The 17,819-nt window shown below is 69.1% G+C and carries 5 protein-coding genes; all 5 read left to right on the top strand.

The window, feature by feature from the left end; all coding sequences use genetic code 11:
• Positions 1-97 precede the first annotated feature (97 nt).
• The gene (locus KVP70_RS30235; protein ID WP_229225192.1) at positions 98-9,985 is read left to right on the top strand and encodes an SPM autocatalytic domain-containing protein; all 9,888 of its coding nucleotides are present in this window, start codon (positions 98-100) and stop codon (positions 9,983-9,985) included.
• 151 nt (positions 9,986-10,136) lie between these two features.
• Positions 10,137-13,331: an O-linked N-acetylglucosamine transferase family protein gene (locus tag KVP70_RS30230; RefSeq protein ID WP_217946090.1), complete on the top strand. Its 3,195-nt coding sequence runs from the start codon at positions 10,137-10,139 to the stop codon at positions 13,329-13,331.
• Between the two features lie 13 nt (positions 13,332-13,344).
• Positions 13,345-16,158, top strand: coding sequence for an O-linked N-acetylglucosamine transferase family protein (locus tag KVP70_RS30225; protein WP_217946089.1), 2,814 nt, complete (start codon positions 13,345-13,347; stop codon positions 16,156-16,158).
• A 143-nt stretch (positions 16,159-16,301) separates the two neighbouring features.
• On the top strand, positions 16,302-17,075 hold the full coding sequence (gene rfbF / locus KVP70_RS30220) for a glucose-1-phosphate cytidylyltransferase (protein ID WP_217946088.1): 774 nt from the start codon (positions 16,302-16,304) through the stop codon (positions 17,073-17,075).
• The coding region (gene rfbG / locus KVP70_RS30215; protein ID WP_217946122.1) for a CDP-glucose 4,6-dehydratase at positions 17,072-17,819 on the top strand (748 nt) is incomplete at its 3' end. The genes rfbF and rfbG, both read left to right, overlap by 4 nt.

Raw genomic sequence — 17,819 nt, 5'->3', positions numbered from 1 at the left:
ATTGTTTTCAGACCAAGATTTAAACTACTTTTGGGGCTTTGCTCTCCGCATGGGTTCGATTGGCGGTACTATATATTTCCGTAAGGAGAACAATTAAATGCCATCACTCGTACCTGGTTTAACCACCGACCAAATCATCAGCCTGCAGTCCTACCAGATCGCCATGTTGACGACTGCCGACGTGCAACTGCTCTCGACCCTGCAAATGACCGCATGGACCACAGAGCAGCTCGGCTATTTTGGGACCAACCAGCTACGCGCGCTGTCCACGCAAAACCTGCAGGCGCTGAGCACCGATCAGCTCGGGTATGGCATCACCACCCAGCAAATCCCGGCGCTGTCGAGCGCACAACTGCTCAGCCTGACGACCAACCAGCTGGTCAACGGCCTCACCACCGCCCAGTTCGCCGCGCTGGCGAGCACGCAACTGGCCGCGCTGACGACCGCGCAACTGGCCATGGTCGGCAGCGGCGACATCGCCGCGCTCAAGACGCAGGCGCTGGCGGCGCTGAGCACCCAGCAGCTGCGCGGCTTGCGCACCGACCAGATCGCCGCGCTGGGCAGCAGCCAGAGCGCCGCGCTGAAAACCAGCCAGATCGCCGCGTTGAGCAGCAACCAGCTGATCAGCTTCGACACCGAAGACGTGGCCGCGCTGACCACGCTGCAGCTGGCCGCCCTCGGCACCAGCCTGCTGGGCGCGCTGACCACCGACCAGGTGGCGGCGCTGGACACCGCCCAGGCCGGCAGCCTGGCGTCCAACCAGATCAGAGTCCTCGGCAGCGACCAGCTGGCCGCGCTCGGCACCGACGGTTTTGCCGCGCTGAAAACGGCGCAGATCGCCGCCCTGACCACCAAGCAATTCGTCGCGCTCAGCACCGACCAGATCGTCGCGCTGACCACCGCGCAAACCGCCGCGCTGACCACGCTGCAGCTGGCGCAGATGTCCAGCGACCAGCTGGCCGCGCTGGAGACCCAGGACTTCGCCGCGCTGAAAAGCCAGCAGCTCAACGCCCTGAACACCAGCACCACCGCCGTGCTCAGCACCGACCAGATCGCCGCGCTCAGCACCGCCCAGGTCGCCGCATTGAAAACCAGCCAGATCCGCGGCCTGAGCACCGACCAGATCGTCGCGCTGAGCACCGCGCAAATCGGCGCGCTGACCAGCGCCCAGGTGCTGGCGCTGACGTCCGACCAGGTCGCCGCCATCGAAACGCGCGACATCGCCGCGATGAAGTCGGCGCAGTTGGCCGCCATGGCCACGGCCCAGCTCAACGCCTTGGGCAGCGACCAGCTGCAGGCGCTGACCACCGCGCAAGCGGCGGCCCTGACCACGCAGCAAATGGCCACGCTCGGCACCGCCCTGATCGCCGCGCTGGAAACGGCCGACCTGGCCGCCATGAAGTCGCAGCAGATCGCCGCCATCTCCAGCAACGGCATCGCCGCGCTCGGCACCGCGCAGGTCGCCGCCCTGACCACGCAGCAGATCGCCGCGCTCAAGACCGCGCAGCTGGCGGCGCTGGACACCGACCAGATCGGCGTGCTGAGCTCGAACCAGGCGATCGGCCTGGGCACGCAGCAAGTGGCCGCGCTGTCGACCGCGCAGCTGGCCGCGCTGGGCACCGCCAACTTCGCGGCGCTGCGCTCGCAGGCGCTGGCGGCCCTGAACACCGGCCTGATCGCCGCGCTGACCACCGACCAGATCGTCGCGCTGAGCACCGCGCAAGCGGCCGCGCTGAACTCGCTGCAACTGGGCGCGCTGTCCAGCGACCAGCTGAGCGCCATGCAAACCCAGGACCTGGCCGCGCTGAAAACCCAGCAGCTGGCCGGCCTGAGCACCAATAATCTGCTCAGCCTGAGCACCGACCAGGTCGCCGCGCTGGGCACGGCGCAACTGGCCGCGCTGTCGACCCTGCAGCTGAACGCGCTCAACACCGACCAGATCGTCAGCCTGACCACCGCCCAGACCGCCGCGCTGACCACCCGCCAGGTCGCCGCGCTGGGCAGCAACGCCATCGCCGCGCTGGAAACCCGCGACATCGCCGTGCTGAAGAGTTCGCAACTGGCCGCGCTGAACAGCGGCCAGATCGGCGCGCTCAGCACCGACCAGATCGTCGCGCTGACCAGCGCGCAGGTCGCCTCGCTGGGCACGCTGCAAGTGGCCGCCCTCAATTCCGACCAACTGGCCGCGATGGAAACCCAGGACTTGCTGGCGCTCAAATCGCAGCAGGCCGCCGCGCTGGCCACCGCCGCCGTCGCCGCGCTGACCACGGCGCAGTTCGCCGCGCTGGCCAGCACGCAGCTGGCCAACTTCACCACCGCCCAGGTCGCCGCGCTGACGACCGACCAGATCGTCGCGCTGACCACGCTGCAGGCGAGCCAGCTGGCCACCCGTGAAATCGCCGCGCTGTCGACCGATCAGCTGAACGCGCTGGAAACGGCCGACTTCGCCGCGCTGAAGACCGCGCAAATCGTCGCGCTGACCTCGAACCAGGTGGCCGCCCTCGGCACCGACCTGATCGTCGCCCTCACCACCGCCCAGGCCGGCGCGCTGACGCCGGGCCAGTTGAACGCGCTCAGCAGCGACCAGCTGGCCGCCATGGAAACCCAGGACTTCGGCGCGCTCAAGACCAGCCAGCTGCTGGGCCTGGGCACCAAGTCGATCGCCACGCTGACGCCGGGCCAGGTCGCCGCGCTGCAAACCTCGCAGATCTCGCAACTGACGTCGGACCAGATCCAGGTGCTGAGCTCGATCCAGCTGGGCGCGCTGACCACGCAGCAGGTCAACGCCCTGAGCACCGTCCAGATCGGCTACCTGTTGACCGACCAGATCGCCGTGCTGACCACCGCCGACTGGGCCGCGTTGAAATCGTCGCAGCTGAATGCGCTGAGCTCGAAGCAGATCGCCGCCGTCACCACCGACCAGATCGTCGCGCTGAGCAGCGCGCAAGCGTCCAACCTCAGCACGCAACAACTGGCGCTGCTGTCGACCGACCAGCTGGTCGCGCTGGAAACCCAGGACCTGGCCGCGCTCAAATCGAACCAGATCGCCAGCCTCGGCACGTCCGCCATCGCCGCGCTGAGCACCACCCAGCTGCAGGCGCTGAAAACGCTGCAGACCGCCGCGCTGGGCACCAAACAAGTGGCCGCGCTGACCACCGACCAGATCGTCGCGCTGACCACCGCGCAAGCGTCCAGCCTGACCACGCAGCAAATCGCCGCGCTGTCGACCGACCAGCTGGTCGCGATCGAAACGGCCGACTTCGCCGCGCTGAAAACCGCGCAGCTGGCCGCCATCGGCACCGCGCAGATCAAGCTGCTGAGCACCGACCAGATCGTCGCGCTGGGCACCGCCCAATACGCCGGCCTGGGCTCGCGCCAGTTGCAGGCGCTGACCAGCGACCAGCTGACGGCGATGGAGACGCGCGACCTGGCCTCGCTCAAGACCGCCCAGATGATAGGCCTAGGCAGCGACCAGCTGAACGCGCTGACCAGCGACCAGATGCTGGCCCTGACCAGCGTCCAGCTCAACGGCCTGAGCACCGCCCAACTGAGCGCGCTGAGCACCACGCAGATCGCCGCCCTGGGCACGGCGCAAGTGGCGGCGCTGGCCACCGCGCAAGTGGCGCTGCTGGGCAGCGACCAGTTGGTGGCGCTGGGCACGCAGACGCTGTCGCTGATGAAGACGGCGCAGATCGCCGCCCTCAAGACCGCGCAGATCGCCGCCCTGAACAGCGACCAGCTGATCGCGCTGAGCACCGCGCAGGTCAGCAACCTGACCACGCTGCAGATCGCCGCCCTCGGCAGCGACCAGCTGAACGCGCTGGAAAGCCAGGACTTCGCCGCGCTGAAAACCGCGCAATTGGCCGCGCTGAGCACCGACGTCATCGCCAGTCTGAGCACCGCCCAGGCCGCCGCATTGACCAGCATCCAGGTCGGCAGCCTGGGCACGCGCCAGATCGCCGCCCTCGGCACGGCGCAGTTGCAGGCGCTGTCGAGCGCCGACATCGTCGCGCTGAAGACCGCGCAGCTGCTGGCCCTGAGCACCGACCAGCTCGACGCGCTGAGCACCGACCAGTTCCGCGCCCTGAGCGTGACGCAGCTGGCGTCGCTGAGCAGCGCCCAGTTCCACGGCCTCGCCACCGACCAGATCGTCGCGCTGAGCACGCTGCAGGCGGGCGGCCTCGCCACCGCCCAGGTGCGCGCCATGACTGCCGCCCAGCTGGCCGCGCTGGAAACCCAGGACCTGGCCGCCTTCAAGACCCAGCAAGTGGCCGCGCTGAGCACCGACCAGCTGGTGCTGCTCAATAGCGACCAGATCGCCGGCCTGAGCGTCACGCAAGTGTCCAACCTCAGCACCGCGCAAATGGCGTCGCTGACCAACGGCCAGCTGCTGGCGCTGGAAACGCAAGACCTGGCGGCGCTGAAGACCGCGCAGCTGCAGGCGCTGGGCACGGCCCAGCTGGACGCGCTGTCGACCGACCAGCTGCAGGCGATGACGGCGGCCCAGCTTGCGTCGCTGAGCACGGCGCAATTCCAGGGCCTGCTGACTTCGCAGATCACCTCGCTGACCACGCTGCAGGTGGCGGCGCTGGCCACCGGCCAGGTCGCCAGCCTGACGTCCGACCAGCTGGCCGCGCTCAACACCGACGAAGTGGCCGCGCTGAAAACCGCGCAGGTGAACGCGCTGCGCACCGCCCAGGTGGCGCTGCTGAGCACCGACCAGATCGCCGCGCTGACCAGCAACCAGGTCGGCGCCATGTCGACCGGCCAGCTGTCCTCGCTGAGCAGCGACCAGATCGGCGCGCTCAGCACGGCCGACTTTGCCGCGCTGAGCGCCGCCCAGCTGGCCGCGCTGGGCATGCTGAGCAACCTGACCACCGACCAGATCCAGGCCCTGACGCCGACCCAGATTGGCGGCCTGACCACCGACCAGATCGCCGCGCTGAACACCGCCCAGATCGTCGCCCTGACCACCCGCCAGATCGGCAGCCTGAGCACCGCCGGCGTCAGCATCCTCAACAGCGACCAATTGCAGGCGCTGGAGCTGGAAGACCTGGCGCAGATGAAAACCTCGCAGATCGCCGCCCTCACCACCGTCCAGGTCGGCCAGCTGACCAGCGACCAGATCACGACCTTGACCACGGCGCAGGCCGCCGGCCTGACGACCGCGCAGATCGCCGCGCTGGGCACCGGCCAGGTGCAGGCGCTGGCTACCGCCGACCTGCTGGCGCTGAAGACCGCGCAGATCGCCACCCTCAGCAGCGACCAGATCGGCGCGCTGCTGATCGACCAGGTGCAGAGCCTGGGCGGCACCCAGTTGAACGCATTGAGCAGCACGCAATTCCAGGCGCTTAACACCGACCAGATCATCCAGCTGACCACGCAGCAATACCAGGCCCTGGGCACGGCGCAAGTGGCCGCGCTGACCACGCTGCAACTGGCGGCGATCGAACTGGAAGACCTGGCCGCGCTCAAGACCACCCAGATCGCCGCGCTCGGCACCGGCCAGGTGCAGGCGCTGACGGTCGACCGCATCGCCGCGCTGACCACCGCGCAGGCGCAGGCGCTGGGCAGCAACCAGTTGCAGGCGCTGAGCTCGGACCAGATCCAGGCGCTGAGCACCGACGACCTGCTGGCCCTGAAGGCCGCGCAAATCGTCGCGCTGAACACCAACCAGCTCAATTCCCTGCTGGTCGACCAGCTGCAAAGCCTGGGCTCGACCCAGCTGAACGGCCTGACCACGGCGCAATTCCAGGCCTTGGGCACCGACCAGATCGTCCAGCTGACCACGCTCCAGGTGGCGCAACTGGCCACCGCACAACTGGCCGCGCTGAGCTCGGACCAGCTGCTGGCGCTGGAACTGGAAGACCTGGCCGCGCTGCTGAGCACGCAGATCGCCTCGCTGTCGACACTGCAGATCAGCCAGCTCGGCCTGGCGCAGATCGGCGCCCTGACCACGCTGCAGGCGTCCGCCCTGGGCAGTGCCCAGCTGGTGGCGCTGAGCACCGACCAGCTGCAGGCGCTGGGCACCGACGACCTGCAGGCGTTGAAGACCACGCAGATCCAGGCGCTCACCACGCAGCAGCTGATCTCGCTGACCATGGACCAGCTGCAAAACCTGAGCACCGCGCAGATCGACGCGCTGACCTCGGCGCAGGCGAGCTCGCTGACCACCGACCAGATCGCCGCGCTGACCACGCTGCAGGTGGATAACCTCGCCACCCGCCAGCTGAACGCCTTCACCAGCAACCAGATCGCCGCCCTCAGCACCGACGACTTCGTCACGCTGTCGAGCACGCAGATCGCCGCGCTCAACGCCGCCCAGTTCGGCGCCATCACCACCGACCAGATGGTCGCGCTGAGCAGCATGCAGGTGACGTCGCTGAGCACGGCGCAAGTGGCCGCGCTCAGCAGCGACCAGCTCGACGCGCTGGAGACGTCCGACTTCGCCGCCATGAAGACGGCGCAGATCGCCGCCATCCCGACCGCCAACATCGCCGCGCTGACCACCAGCCTGGTCGCCGCGCTGGTCACGGCCCAGATCAGCGGCCTGGGCAGCGACCAGATCGTCGCCCTCGGCAGCGACCAGATCGCCGCGCTCGGCACCGCCCAGGTGGGCGTGCTCAGTTCGGCGCAGATCGGCGTCATGGGCACCAGCCAGATCGCCGCGCTCAGCACCATGGACTTCGTGGCGCTGCACAGCAACCAGCTGGCCGCGTTCCGCACCGACCAGTTCGCCGCGCTGACCAGCGACCAGCTCAACGCGCTGGCCAGCAGCGCCGTCTCCGGCCTGAGCACGCAGGTCCTGGGCGCGCTCACCAGCGACCAGTTCAGCCAGCTGGGCACCACCCAGATCGCGGCGCTGACCTCGGTCCAGGTGCCGACCCTGGGCACGGCCCAGCTGGCCGCGCTCAATACCGCGCAGTTCGCCGTATTGAGCACCAGCGTCATCAAGAACCTGTTGGCCGCCCAGTTCGGCGCGCTGACGACCGACCAGATCGTCGCGCTGAGCACCGCGCAGACCCGCGCCCTGACCAGCGTGCAACTGACCGCGCTCACCAGCGACCAGGTCGGCGCGCTGGAGACGGTGGACCTGGCCGCGCTGTCCACCGCCCAGATCGTCACGTTGGGCAGCGACCAGCTGCAGGCGCTGCTGGTCGCCCAGTTCGCCACGCTGGCGACGGCGCAGCTGTCGACGCTGACCACCGACCAGATCAGCACCGGCCTGACCACCGACCAGATCGTCGCGCTGACCACCGCGCAGGCGAGCAACCTGGCCACGCGCCAGGTGGCGGCGCTGACCACCGACCAGATCACCGCGCTGGAGACGGCCGACCTGGCCGCGTTCGCCACGCGCCAGATCGCCGCGCTGGGCAGCGCGCAAGTGGCGGCCCTGGGCAGCGACCAGCTGAACGCCTTGACCACCGCCGAGCAGGCGGCGCTGAGCACCAGCCAGCTGAGCAACGGCCTCAGCACGACCCAGCTGGCCGCGCTCGACAGCGCCCACATCAGCGCGCTGACCACCGCGCAGCTGGTGTACGGCATCGGCAGCGACGGCATCGCCGCGCTCACCACCGACCAGCTGGTCGCGCTGCGCACCGCGCAAACCTCGATGCTGAGCACGGCCCAGCTGCAGCAGCTGACCACCGACCAGATCGTCGCCCTGGGCACGGCCCAGGCCGCGACCCTGAGCACCCAGCAGATCGCCGCCCTCACCACCGACCAGGTGGTGGCGCTGGAAACGGTCGACGTCAACGCCCTGGCCACGCGCCAGATCGCGGCCCTGACCAGCGACCAGGTCGCCGTGCTGGGCAGCGACCAGCTCAACGCGCTGCGCACCACGCAACTGGCCGCGCTGACCACCCGCCAGCTGGCCCAGGGCCTGCAAACGGCCCAGGTGGCGGCGCTCGACACCGACCACATCGCCGCGCTCAGCACGGCGCAGCTGGCCTACGGACTGAGCACTGATGCCATCCTGGCGCTGACCAGCGACCAGATCAACGCACTGAAGACCGCGCAGATCGCCGCGCTGACGACGGCCCAGGCCAGCAGCCTGTCCACCGACCAGATCGCCGCCTTGGCCACCGCCCAGATCACCGGCCTGTCCACCGCGCAAATGCCGTGGCTGACCGCCGACCAGCTGGCCGCGTTTAACACCGCCCAGGTCGCCGCGCTCGACACCCAGGACCTGGCCGCGCTGACCGCCGGCCAGTTCACCGGCCTGTCCACCGACCAGACCGTGGCGCTGACCACGGCCCAGGTGCGCGGCCTGAAGACCGCGCAGGTGGCCGCCATCGTGGCCGGCCAGATCAGCGTCTTCAGCACCGACCAGATCGCCGCGCTGAGCACCGCGCAAGCGGCCGCGCTCAGCGTGACGGCGGTGGTCGCGCTGTCGACCGACCAGGTCGGCGCGCTGCTGACGGCCGACGTGGCCGCGATCGGCACCTTGCAGATCTCCAGCCTCGACGTCACCCAACTGCCCGGCCTGAACACCGCGCAAGTGCAGGCGCTCACCAGCGTCCAGCTCGGCGCAATGACGGCCGACCAGATGATCGCCCTGAGCACCGGCCAGATCAGCGCGCTGCGCACCGCGCAGATCGGCTACCTGAACACCACCCAGTTGGCGGCGCTGTCGGACGGCCAGATCCAGTCGTTCACCACGGCCCAGGTCGCGTCGATCAAGCTCAGCCAGATCACCGCGCTGACCGTGGACCAGATGGCGGCCTTCGGCACCGACCAGCTGCGCTCGCTGACCACCACCCAGATCCAGGCCCTGAGCACCACCCAGCTCAACGCGCTGACCGGCCCGCAGGCGGCCGCGCTGACCACGCAGCAGATGGCGGCGTTGAAGAACGCCCAGATCGCCGCACTGACGGTGGACCAGATCAACGCCTTCACCACCACCCAGCTGGGCGCCTGGACCACCAGCCAGCTCGGTTCGCTGACGGCGACCCAGATCGGCTACCTGTCGACCACGCAGATTGCCGGCCTGACCAACCCTCAGGTGGTGGGCCTGAAGACCAGCCAGCTGATCGTCTTCACGACCGACCAGATCGCCGCGTTCACGGCCGGCCAGGTGCCGTCGCTGAGCACCGCCGGCCTGACCGCGCTCAGCGTGACGCAGGCCAACGCCTTCACCGCCGGCCAGGTGGCGGCGATGACGGTGACGCAGACCATGGCGCTGAACGCCTCGTCGACCAACTACGCCACGCCGCTGGTGCTGGACCTGGACGGCAACGGCGTGCGCACCGTGAGCATCACCGCCGGCGTGCAGTTCGACATCCGCGCCGACGGCAAGGCGGTGCACACCGGCTGGGTCGACGCCCACGACGGCCTGCTGGCCCTGGACCGCAACGGCGACGGCGTCATCAACGACGGCGGCGAGTTGTTCGGCAGCGCCACCACGCTGGCCGACGGCCGCAAGGCGCGCGACGGCTACGCCGCGCTGCAAGCGCTCGACAGCAACGGCGACGGCCAGATCGACGCCGCCGACGGCAGCTACGGCGCGCTGCGGGTCTGGGTCGACGGCAACGCCGACGGCGTCAGCCAGGCGGACGAGTTGAAGACGCTGGGCCAACTGGGCATCGCCAGCATCGCCACCCACGCCGACGCCGCGTTGACGCTGCAGAACGGCAACGCCATCGGCCTGACGTCGAGCTACACCAGCAGCGACGGCGGCACGCACGCCAGCGCCGACGTCTGGTTCCTGGCGCAGCAAGGCGCGGCGGCGGCCTCGGCCACGCTGCAACAGCAGGTCAGCGGCCTGAGCAACGCCATCGCCAGCTTCGCCGCCGGCGCGGCGGCGGCGACGGCCAGCCCGGCCCCGCAGCTGACGCTCGCCAAAGCCGCCGACAGCACGCTGGCCGCAGCGCTGCGCCACTACCAGTCCAGCCAGGCCCTGCAAGCCGCATGGAGCGACAGCCAGGGCGACAAAACCCAGGGCGCCGGCCACGGCGCCACCTGGTTCAGCGTCCCCAACCGCTGACCCCGCGGGGCTCAACCCCATGGGGGTCAAGTCTGACATTCGGACACGGTCTCTGCCGTAGCAGCCGCTACGGCAGAGACCGTGTCCGAATGTCAGACTTGACCCCGGGGTTGCGGGGTAGAATGCAAGGAATTTCACTGCCCGCCACGCCATGACCGCACACCTGCCTATCGACCCCGCTTTGTTTCAGTCCAGCCCGCTCGGCACCGTCATGGCGATGGCCGCCCAGGGCAGCTTGTCGATCGCCGACCTGTTCAGCGCCGCCGGCGTGCTGCAGGAGAGCGGACAGCTGCCGGCCGCCATCGCCCTGTACCGCACCTGGATCGACCACACGCCGACCCCGCTGGCCTATGCCGCCTGCTTCAACCTGGCCGTGGTGCTGTCCGGCGCCGGCGACGACGCCGGCGCCGAGGCGCTGCTGCGCCAGGCCGTGGCGCTCAATCCGGACTTCGTCGAGGGCCGCCTGAACCTCGGCTCGCTGCTCGAACGCGGCGGCCGCCCGGACGAGGCGCTGGCCATGTGGAACCAGATCCTCAACGATCCGATCCAGCCCCCTATCCAGAGCACCCCCGCGCTGTACACCCAGACCCTCAACAACCTCGGCCGCCTGCTGGAAATCCGCAAGCGCTATCCGGAGGCCGAAGCCCGGCTGGCCCAGAGCCTGCGCGTCAACCCCAAGCAGGCCGACGTCATGACCCACTGGGTCCACCTGCGCCAGAAGCAGTGCGCGTGGCCGGTCTACAGCGGCCTCGACATCCCGCTCAGCACCATGATGGACGGCACCTCGGCGCTGGCCATGCTCAGCGCCTCCGCCGATCCGGCCCAGCAGCTGGCCGCCGCGCGCCGCTTCGTCAAGGACAAGGTCAAGGCCGACGTGCCGCCGCTGACCGGCGCCCACGGCTACCGGCACGACCGCCTGCGCATCGGCTACCTGTCGTCGGACTTCTGCTCGCACGCGGTGTCTATCCTGACCGCCGAACTGTACGAGCTGCACGACCGCAGCAAGTTCGACATCTACGCCTTCAGCTGGAGCCGCGAGGACGGCTCGCCGATCCGCGCCCGCGTGGTCAAGGCCATGGACCACTACCTGCGCATCGACCACCTAACCGACGAGCAGGCCGCCCGCACCATCCGCGCCCACGAAATCGACATCCTGATCGACCTGCACGGCCTGACCCTGGGCGCGCGCCCCAACATCCTGGCCTACCGCCCGGCGCCGGTGCAGCTGACCTATCTCGGCTTCCCCGGCAGCACCGGCCTGCCCGGCATCGACTACGTGCTGGCCGACGAATTCCTGATCACGCCGGAGATGACCAGGGACTTCAGCGAACAGCCGCTGTACCTGCCCGACACCTTCCAGATCAACGACCGCCAGCGCCTGATCGCGCCCAAGCCGACCCGCGCCTCGGTCAACCTGCCGGAAGACGCCTTCGTCTTCTGCTCGTTCAACAACAACTTCAAGTTCACGCCGGAGGTGTTCACGGTGTGGATGAACATCCTGCGCCGCGTGCCCGGCAGCGTGCTGTGGCTGGTGGCCGACTATCCGGAAGTGCGCGAGAACCTGTACCGCTACGCCGAGCAGGCCGGCGTCCAGCGCACGCGCCTGATCTTCAACAGCCGCGCCATGCCGGCCGACTACCTGGCACGCTACCAGCTGGCCGACCTGTTCCTCGACACCTACCCGTTCAACGCCGGCACCACCGCCAGCGACGCGCTGTGGGCCGGCCTGCCGCTGCTGACCTGCGCCGGCCAGACCTTCTCGTCGCGCATGGCCGGCAGCCTGCTGCGCGCGGTCGACCTGCCGGAACTGATCACCTTCAACTTCGCCGACTACGAAGAGAAGGCGGTGGCGCTGGCCAACGATCCGCCGCACATCGCCGCCATGAAACGCCAGCTGCACGACCACCGCGGCACCTGCGCGCTGTTCGACAGCCCGCGCTTCGTGCGCAACATGGAGGCGGTGCTGCAGAAGATCGCCAAACCGGCCGCGCCGCGCATGGCGCCGCCGCCTACCGCGCTGCTGAAGGCCGGCGCGCCGCGCCTGCCCGCCACGCAGATCCCGATCGTCACCGTCTCCTACAACGCGCCCGACCTGGTGGAGGCGCTGCTGGTGTCGCTGCGCAAGTTCTACCCGAACCGCGTCACCATCATCGACGGCTCCAATCCGGACATCGCGGAACAGATCCGCGCCATCGCCGCGCGCCACGACAACGTCGAGTTCATCCCGTTCGGCTACAACATCCACCACGGCCCCGGCATGACCTGGGCCATCAACAACCTTGGCCTGAAGGGCGAGGTGCTGTTCCTCGATTCGGACGTGGAAGTGATCAACCCCGGCTTCATCGAATCGCTGCAAAGCCACCTGCAGCCGGGCATGTACGGCGCCGGCAATCTGCACCTGGTCAATGAACAAGGCTACGACCGTCCGCAGGATGGCACCGTGCGCTACCTGCACCCGGCCTGCATGCTGGTCAACCTGGACGTGGCGCGACTGTGGCCGCTGCCGATCAAGCACGGCGCGCCGATGGTGCAAGCCATGCTGGCCATCCACCGCGCCGGCGCCCATGACCTGATCGCCGCCGTCGACTGGGTCGGCGACGATTTCAGCCGCGCGCCGCAACGCCGCTTCCTCAAGCACGACTGGCAAGGCACCGTGATCCGCACCGGTGGCTACCACTACGACCTGCCCGCCGCCACGCCGCACGTCAACCAGGACCTGCTGGCGCAGGTGCCGGCCAACGCCGGCAAGCTGGTCGACGTCGGCTGCCACGACGGCGCCTTCGCCAAGGCCTACCGCCAGCGCAACCCGATCTGCCACTACACCGGCATCGAGCGCGATCCGGCGCCGGCCAACGCCGCCCGCCCCCACTGCGACTACGTGTTCGACCAGGACATCGAAAGCGCCAGCCCGGAATTCTGGTCGCACGTGGCCGGCGCCGATTGCTGGATCCTCGGCGAGGTGCTCGAATACATGAACGACCCGTGGGCCGTGCTGACCAAGATCCGCTCGAATATGTCGCCGGGCGGACGGGTGGTGGCGGCCATTCCCAACTTCCAGCACTGGAGCATCCAGGCCCGCCTCAACGCCGGCGACCTGCGCTACGGCCACGGCGCGGCGATGAACAAGGGCCACAAGCGCATCTTCACGCGCGGCGCCATGCTCGACCTGTTCCAGCAGGCCGGCTTCAAGATCGCCGGCGGCAGCTCGCGGGTTCCGGACGAGGCGGCGCGCGACAAATACCTGGCGGCGATACGCCTGATGGCGCAGGCCAGCGGCGTCGATCCGGACATCGCGGTCGAGGACGCGCTGGCGCCGCAGTACATCCTGGTGGCGGTCGCCGCCTGACGCCGGAATCGCCATGTCCGCCCAGCTGAACGCCGCCATCGCCGCCGGCAACGTCGCGGAAGCGGCCACGCTGGCGTTTGCGCAGGCGGGACTGGGCGTGCTGCCGATCACGGAGCTGATCGGCATCGCCGGCCTGCTGACCGCGCGCGGCAAGCCCGAACAGGCGGTCGCCCTCTACCAACTGTGGATCAGGCATGCCGATACGCCGCTGATGCACGCGGCCTGGTACAACCTGGCGGTGCTGCAGATGCAGGGCGGCGATGAGCGCGGCGCCGAAAACGCCTACCGCCGCGCGCTGGAGATCCAGCCGCGCTTCACCGAAGCCTATCTGGGCCTGGGCGCGCTGATGGAGCGCCGCCGCAGTCCGGAAGAAGCGCTCGACACCTGGCACGAAGCGCTGGACCTGCTCGACCCCAACGCCGCCAACGCCGGCAAGCTGCAGATCCAGCTGTTCAACAACATCGGCCGCGTGGCCGACGGCCTGCAGCGCCGCCACGAGGCGGAAGAAGCGCTGACCCACAGCCTGCAGCTGGACCCGCGCCAGCCGCTGGTGGCCGCGCACTGGCTGCGCCTGCGCCAGCAGCAGTGCGCCTGGCCGGTGCTGGCGCCGTTGCCGGGGCTGGACGAAGAGCAGCTGCTGGCCACCGCCTCCGCGCCGGCCACGCTCAGCGCCAGCGACGATCCGGCCGTGCAGCTGGCGGCCGCCCGCCGCCACGTCGCCACCCACGTCGCGCGCGGCGCGGCGCCGCTGGCCGATGCCGCCGGCTACACCCACCGCAAGCTGCGCATCGGCTACCTGTCGCCGGACTCGTTCGCCCACACGGCGGAACTGTATGCGCTGCACGACCGCAGCCTGGTCGAGGTCTACGGCTTCTGCTGGGACGAGGAAGACAACTCGGCGCTGCGCCTGCGCATCGTGCAGGGCCTGGACCACCATCTGCGCATCGCCGGCAGCACCGACCTGCAAGCCGCGCAGCTGATACGGGCGCACGAAATCGACATCCTGGTCGACCTGCACGGCCTGCACGCCGGCGGGCGGCCGGGCATCCTGGCGCTGCGCCCGGCGCCGATGCAGATCGCGTGGCCCGGCTATCCCGGCACCACCGCGCTCGACGGCGTCGACCACGTGCTGGCCGACGCCTACGCGCTGCCGCAGGAACTGGCGCCCTACTTCAGCGAACAGCCGCTGTATTTGCCGGACACCTTCCAGATCGTCGACCGCCAGCGCAAACCCGGCCGGCGTCCCGCGCGCGCCAGGGCGCGTGCCGCGTGCGGGCTGCCGGACCAGGGCTTCGTCTTCTGCTGCTTCAGCGACGGCCACAAACTGGCGCCGCCGCAGTTCGCCAGCTGGATGCGCATCCTGCAGCGCGTGCCGGACAGCGTGCTGTGGCTGGCCGCCGACAGCGAACAAGTGCGCGACAACCTGCGCGTGGCCGCGCTGCGCCACGGCGTTTCCAGCGATCGGCTGCGCTTTGCCGAGCCGCAGCCGCAGCTTGATCTGCGGCGCTGCCAGGTGGCCGACCTGTTCCTCGACACCCTGCCGTTCAACGCCGCGGACCAGGCCTGCGACGCGCTGCAAGCCGGCCTGCCGCTGCTGACCCGCTCCGGCCGCGGTTATGCAAGTCGCACATCCGGCAGCCTGCTGCACGCGGCCGGCCTGCCGGAACTGGTCACCCACAGCCGGCAGGAATACGAGGATGCGGCGGTGCGGCTGGCCTGCGCGCCGGCGCAGCTCACCGCGTTGCGCCGGCGCCTGTCCAACCAGCGCAAGACCGCCGCGCTGTTCGACACGCCGCGCTTCGTTCGCCACCTCGAACAGGCTTACCTGCGCGTGGCGCGCGGCACGCTGGAGCGCAACAGCAACAGCAATGGCGCCAGCGACGGCGCCGCCGACCGCAGCCGCCATCACGACACCAGCCTGCCGCTGGCCAGCATCCTGATCGCCGCGCACGACGACGCGGACGGCGATGGAACCTCACTGGAACGCACGCTGCACAGCGCCCTCGCGCAAAGCTGGGGCCATACCGAGATCGTCATCTGCGACAGCAGCGGCGGCGACGCGCTGCGCGCCCGCATCGCACCCTTGTTGAAACGCCATCCGCAGCTGCGCTACAGCCGCGCGCCCGGCCTGTCGCCGGCCGCCTGCCTGGATCACTGCCTGGCGCTGTCGCTGGGCGAGTACATCGCCGTCGCGCCGCACGGCGACGCGCTGCATCCGGAAAAACTGGCGCGCATGATGCACTTCTACATCAACTTCCCGAACGTCGGCCTGGTCGGCAGCTGGCGCCGGCCGCCGGACGGCAACGAGCAGCCGCTGTTCGGCGCCGACACGGTGGTCGACGGCGCCGCGCTGGGCAGCCTGCTGCTGTCGTCCGATCCCGCCGCCACCGCCACGCTGTGCGAACCGGGCACGCTGCTGCTGCGCCGCAGCATACTTGGCGCGGGCTTCGGCCGCTATCTCGGACGGCACTATCCATCGCTGCCCGGCATCGCCATCGCGCTGTCGGCGCTGGCGTCCGGCTCCGGCGTCTACCTGGCCGAGCCGCTGTCCGAGCGCCACGCGCACAGCGCGCCGGCCGCCGCGCAGTCCGAGCTCGGCGCGCTGGCGCGCGCCCTCGACGGCTTGCATCTTTTATACGCAGCCCATGCGCAGCATGCCTTCCTGACCGACGCCGACGCTTTCAAGCAGATACTGGCGAGCCGCCTGGCCGCGCTGGGCGCGCTGCTCACCAGCCGCCACGCCGCGCTGGCGCCGGGCGCCGGACCCCATCTCGACGCGCTGCACGACGTGCTGCGACAGGGCTACCAACTGCTGCTGTCAACCTGAGTTCGCTTTTTTGTGGAAATTTCCCATCCTTCCAGAAGATGCCCCAATCGGCCCCTGCTTTTCGTTTAAAATACGACGGATGTGGCTGACAATACGTCCAGTACGGACCACACACATCATCAGCTCAACTAGTCGGGGATAGTATGAAAGCAGTCATATTGGCAGGCGGCCTGGGCACCAGGCTGAGCGAGGAAACCACTGTCAAACCGAAGCCGATGGTCGAAGTCGGCGGCAAGCCTATCCTGTGGCACATCCTGAAGAGCTACTCCGCCCACGGCATCAATGACTTCGTCATCTGCTGCGGCTACCGCGGCTACGTCATCAAGGAGTTCTTCGCCAACTACTTCCTGCACACCTCGGACGTCACCTTCGACCTGCAGAAGAACAGCATGGAAGTGCACGAGCGCCACGCCGAACCGTGGAAGGTCACGCTGGTCGACACCGGCGCCGACACCCTCACCGGCGGCCGCCTCAAGCGCGTGCGCCAGCACGTCGAAAACGACGAAGCCTTCTGCTTCACCTACGGCGACGGCGTGGCCGACATCGACATCGCCGCGTCGATCGCCTTCCACAAGGAACACGGCAAGCTCGCCACCATGACCGCGGTGCAGCCGCCGGGACGCTTCGGCGCGATCGACATGGACGGCCAGCGCATCCTGAGCTTCAAGGAAAAACCGCAGGGCGACGGCAACTGGATCAACGGCGGCTACTTCGTGCTGTCGCCGAAAGTGATCGACCTGATCGAAGACGACAGCACCATCTGGGAAAAGGGCCCGCTGGAACAGCTGGCCGCCGACGGCCAGCTCGACGCCTGGCTGCACAAGGGCTTCTGGCAGCCGATGGACACGCTGCGCGACAAGATCCTGCTCGAAGAGCTGTGGGACAGCGGCAAGGCGCCGTGGAAGCGATGGCCATGAATCCGGCCTTCTGGCGCGGCAAGCGTGTTTTCCTGACCGGACACACCGGTTTCAAGGGTAGCTGGCTGAGCCTGTGGTTGCAGCAACTGGGCGCCGACGTCACCGGCTACGCCCTCGAAGCACCAAGCCAGCCCAGCCTGTTCGAGAGCGCCGGCGTCGCCGCCGGCATGAGCTCCATCATCGGCGACGTGCGCGACGGCGCCGCCCTGCGCGAGGCGATGATGAAGGCCCGGCCCGAGATCGTCATCCACATGGCGGCGCAGGCGCTGGTGCGCTACTCGTACGCCAACCCGGTCGAGACCTACGCCACCAACGTCATGGGCCTGGTGAACTTCTTCGAGGCGGTGCGCAACACGCCCGGCGTCAAGGCCGTGGTCAACGTCACCAGCGACAAGTGCTATGAAAACAAGGAATGGGCCTGGGGCTACCGCGAGAACGAAGCCTTCGGCGGCTACGACCCCTACAGCAACAGCAAGGCCTGCGCCGAGCTGGTGACGGCCGGCTACCGCTCGTCGTTCTTCCACCCTGACAAATACGCCGAGCATGGCGTCGCGCTGGCCTCGGGCCGCGCCGGCAACGTGATCGGCGGCGGCGACTGGGCCGAGGACCGTTTGATCCCCGACATGGTGCGCGCCATCGCCGCCGGCAAGCCGGTGCGCATCCGCAGCCCGCACGCGATCCGCCCGTGGCAGCACGTGCTGGAGCCGCTGTCGGGCTACCTGACCCTGGCCGAGCACCTGTACA

This window comes from Duganella violaceipulchra, from assembly GCF_019166075.1.
GTDB lineage: Bacteria > Pseudomonadota > Gammaproteobacteria > Burkholderiales > Burkholderiaceae_D > Rugamonas > Rugamonas violaceipulchra.
Note: the sequence above shows the minus strand (reverse complement) of the source record. Positions and strands in the feature narration are given on the sequence as shown.

Coding starts and splice junctions, on each gene's coding strand:
- KVP70_RS30230 (WP_217946090.1), top strand. CDS start 10,137: ATGACCGCACACCTGCCTATCGACCCCGCTTTGTTTCAGTCCAGCCCG.
- rfbF (WP_217946088.1), top strand. CDS start 16,302: ATGAAAGCAGTCATATTGGCAGGCGGCCTGGGCACCAGGCTGAGCGAG.
- KVP70_RS30235 (WP_229225192.1), top strand. CDS start 98: ATGCCATCACTCGTACCTGGTTTAACCACCGACCAAATCATCAGCCTG.
- KVP70_RS30225 (WP_217946089.1), top strand. CDS start 13,345: ATGTCCGCCCAGCTGAACGCCGCCATCGCCGCCGGCAACGTCGCGGAA.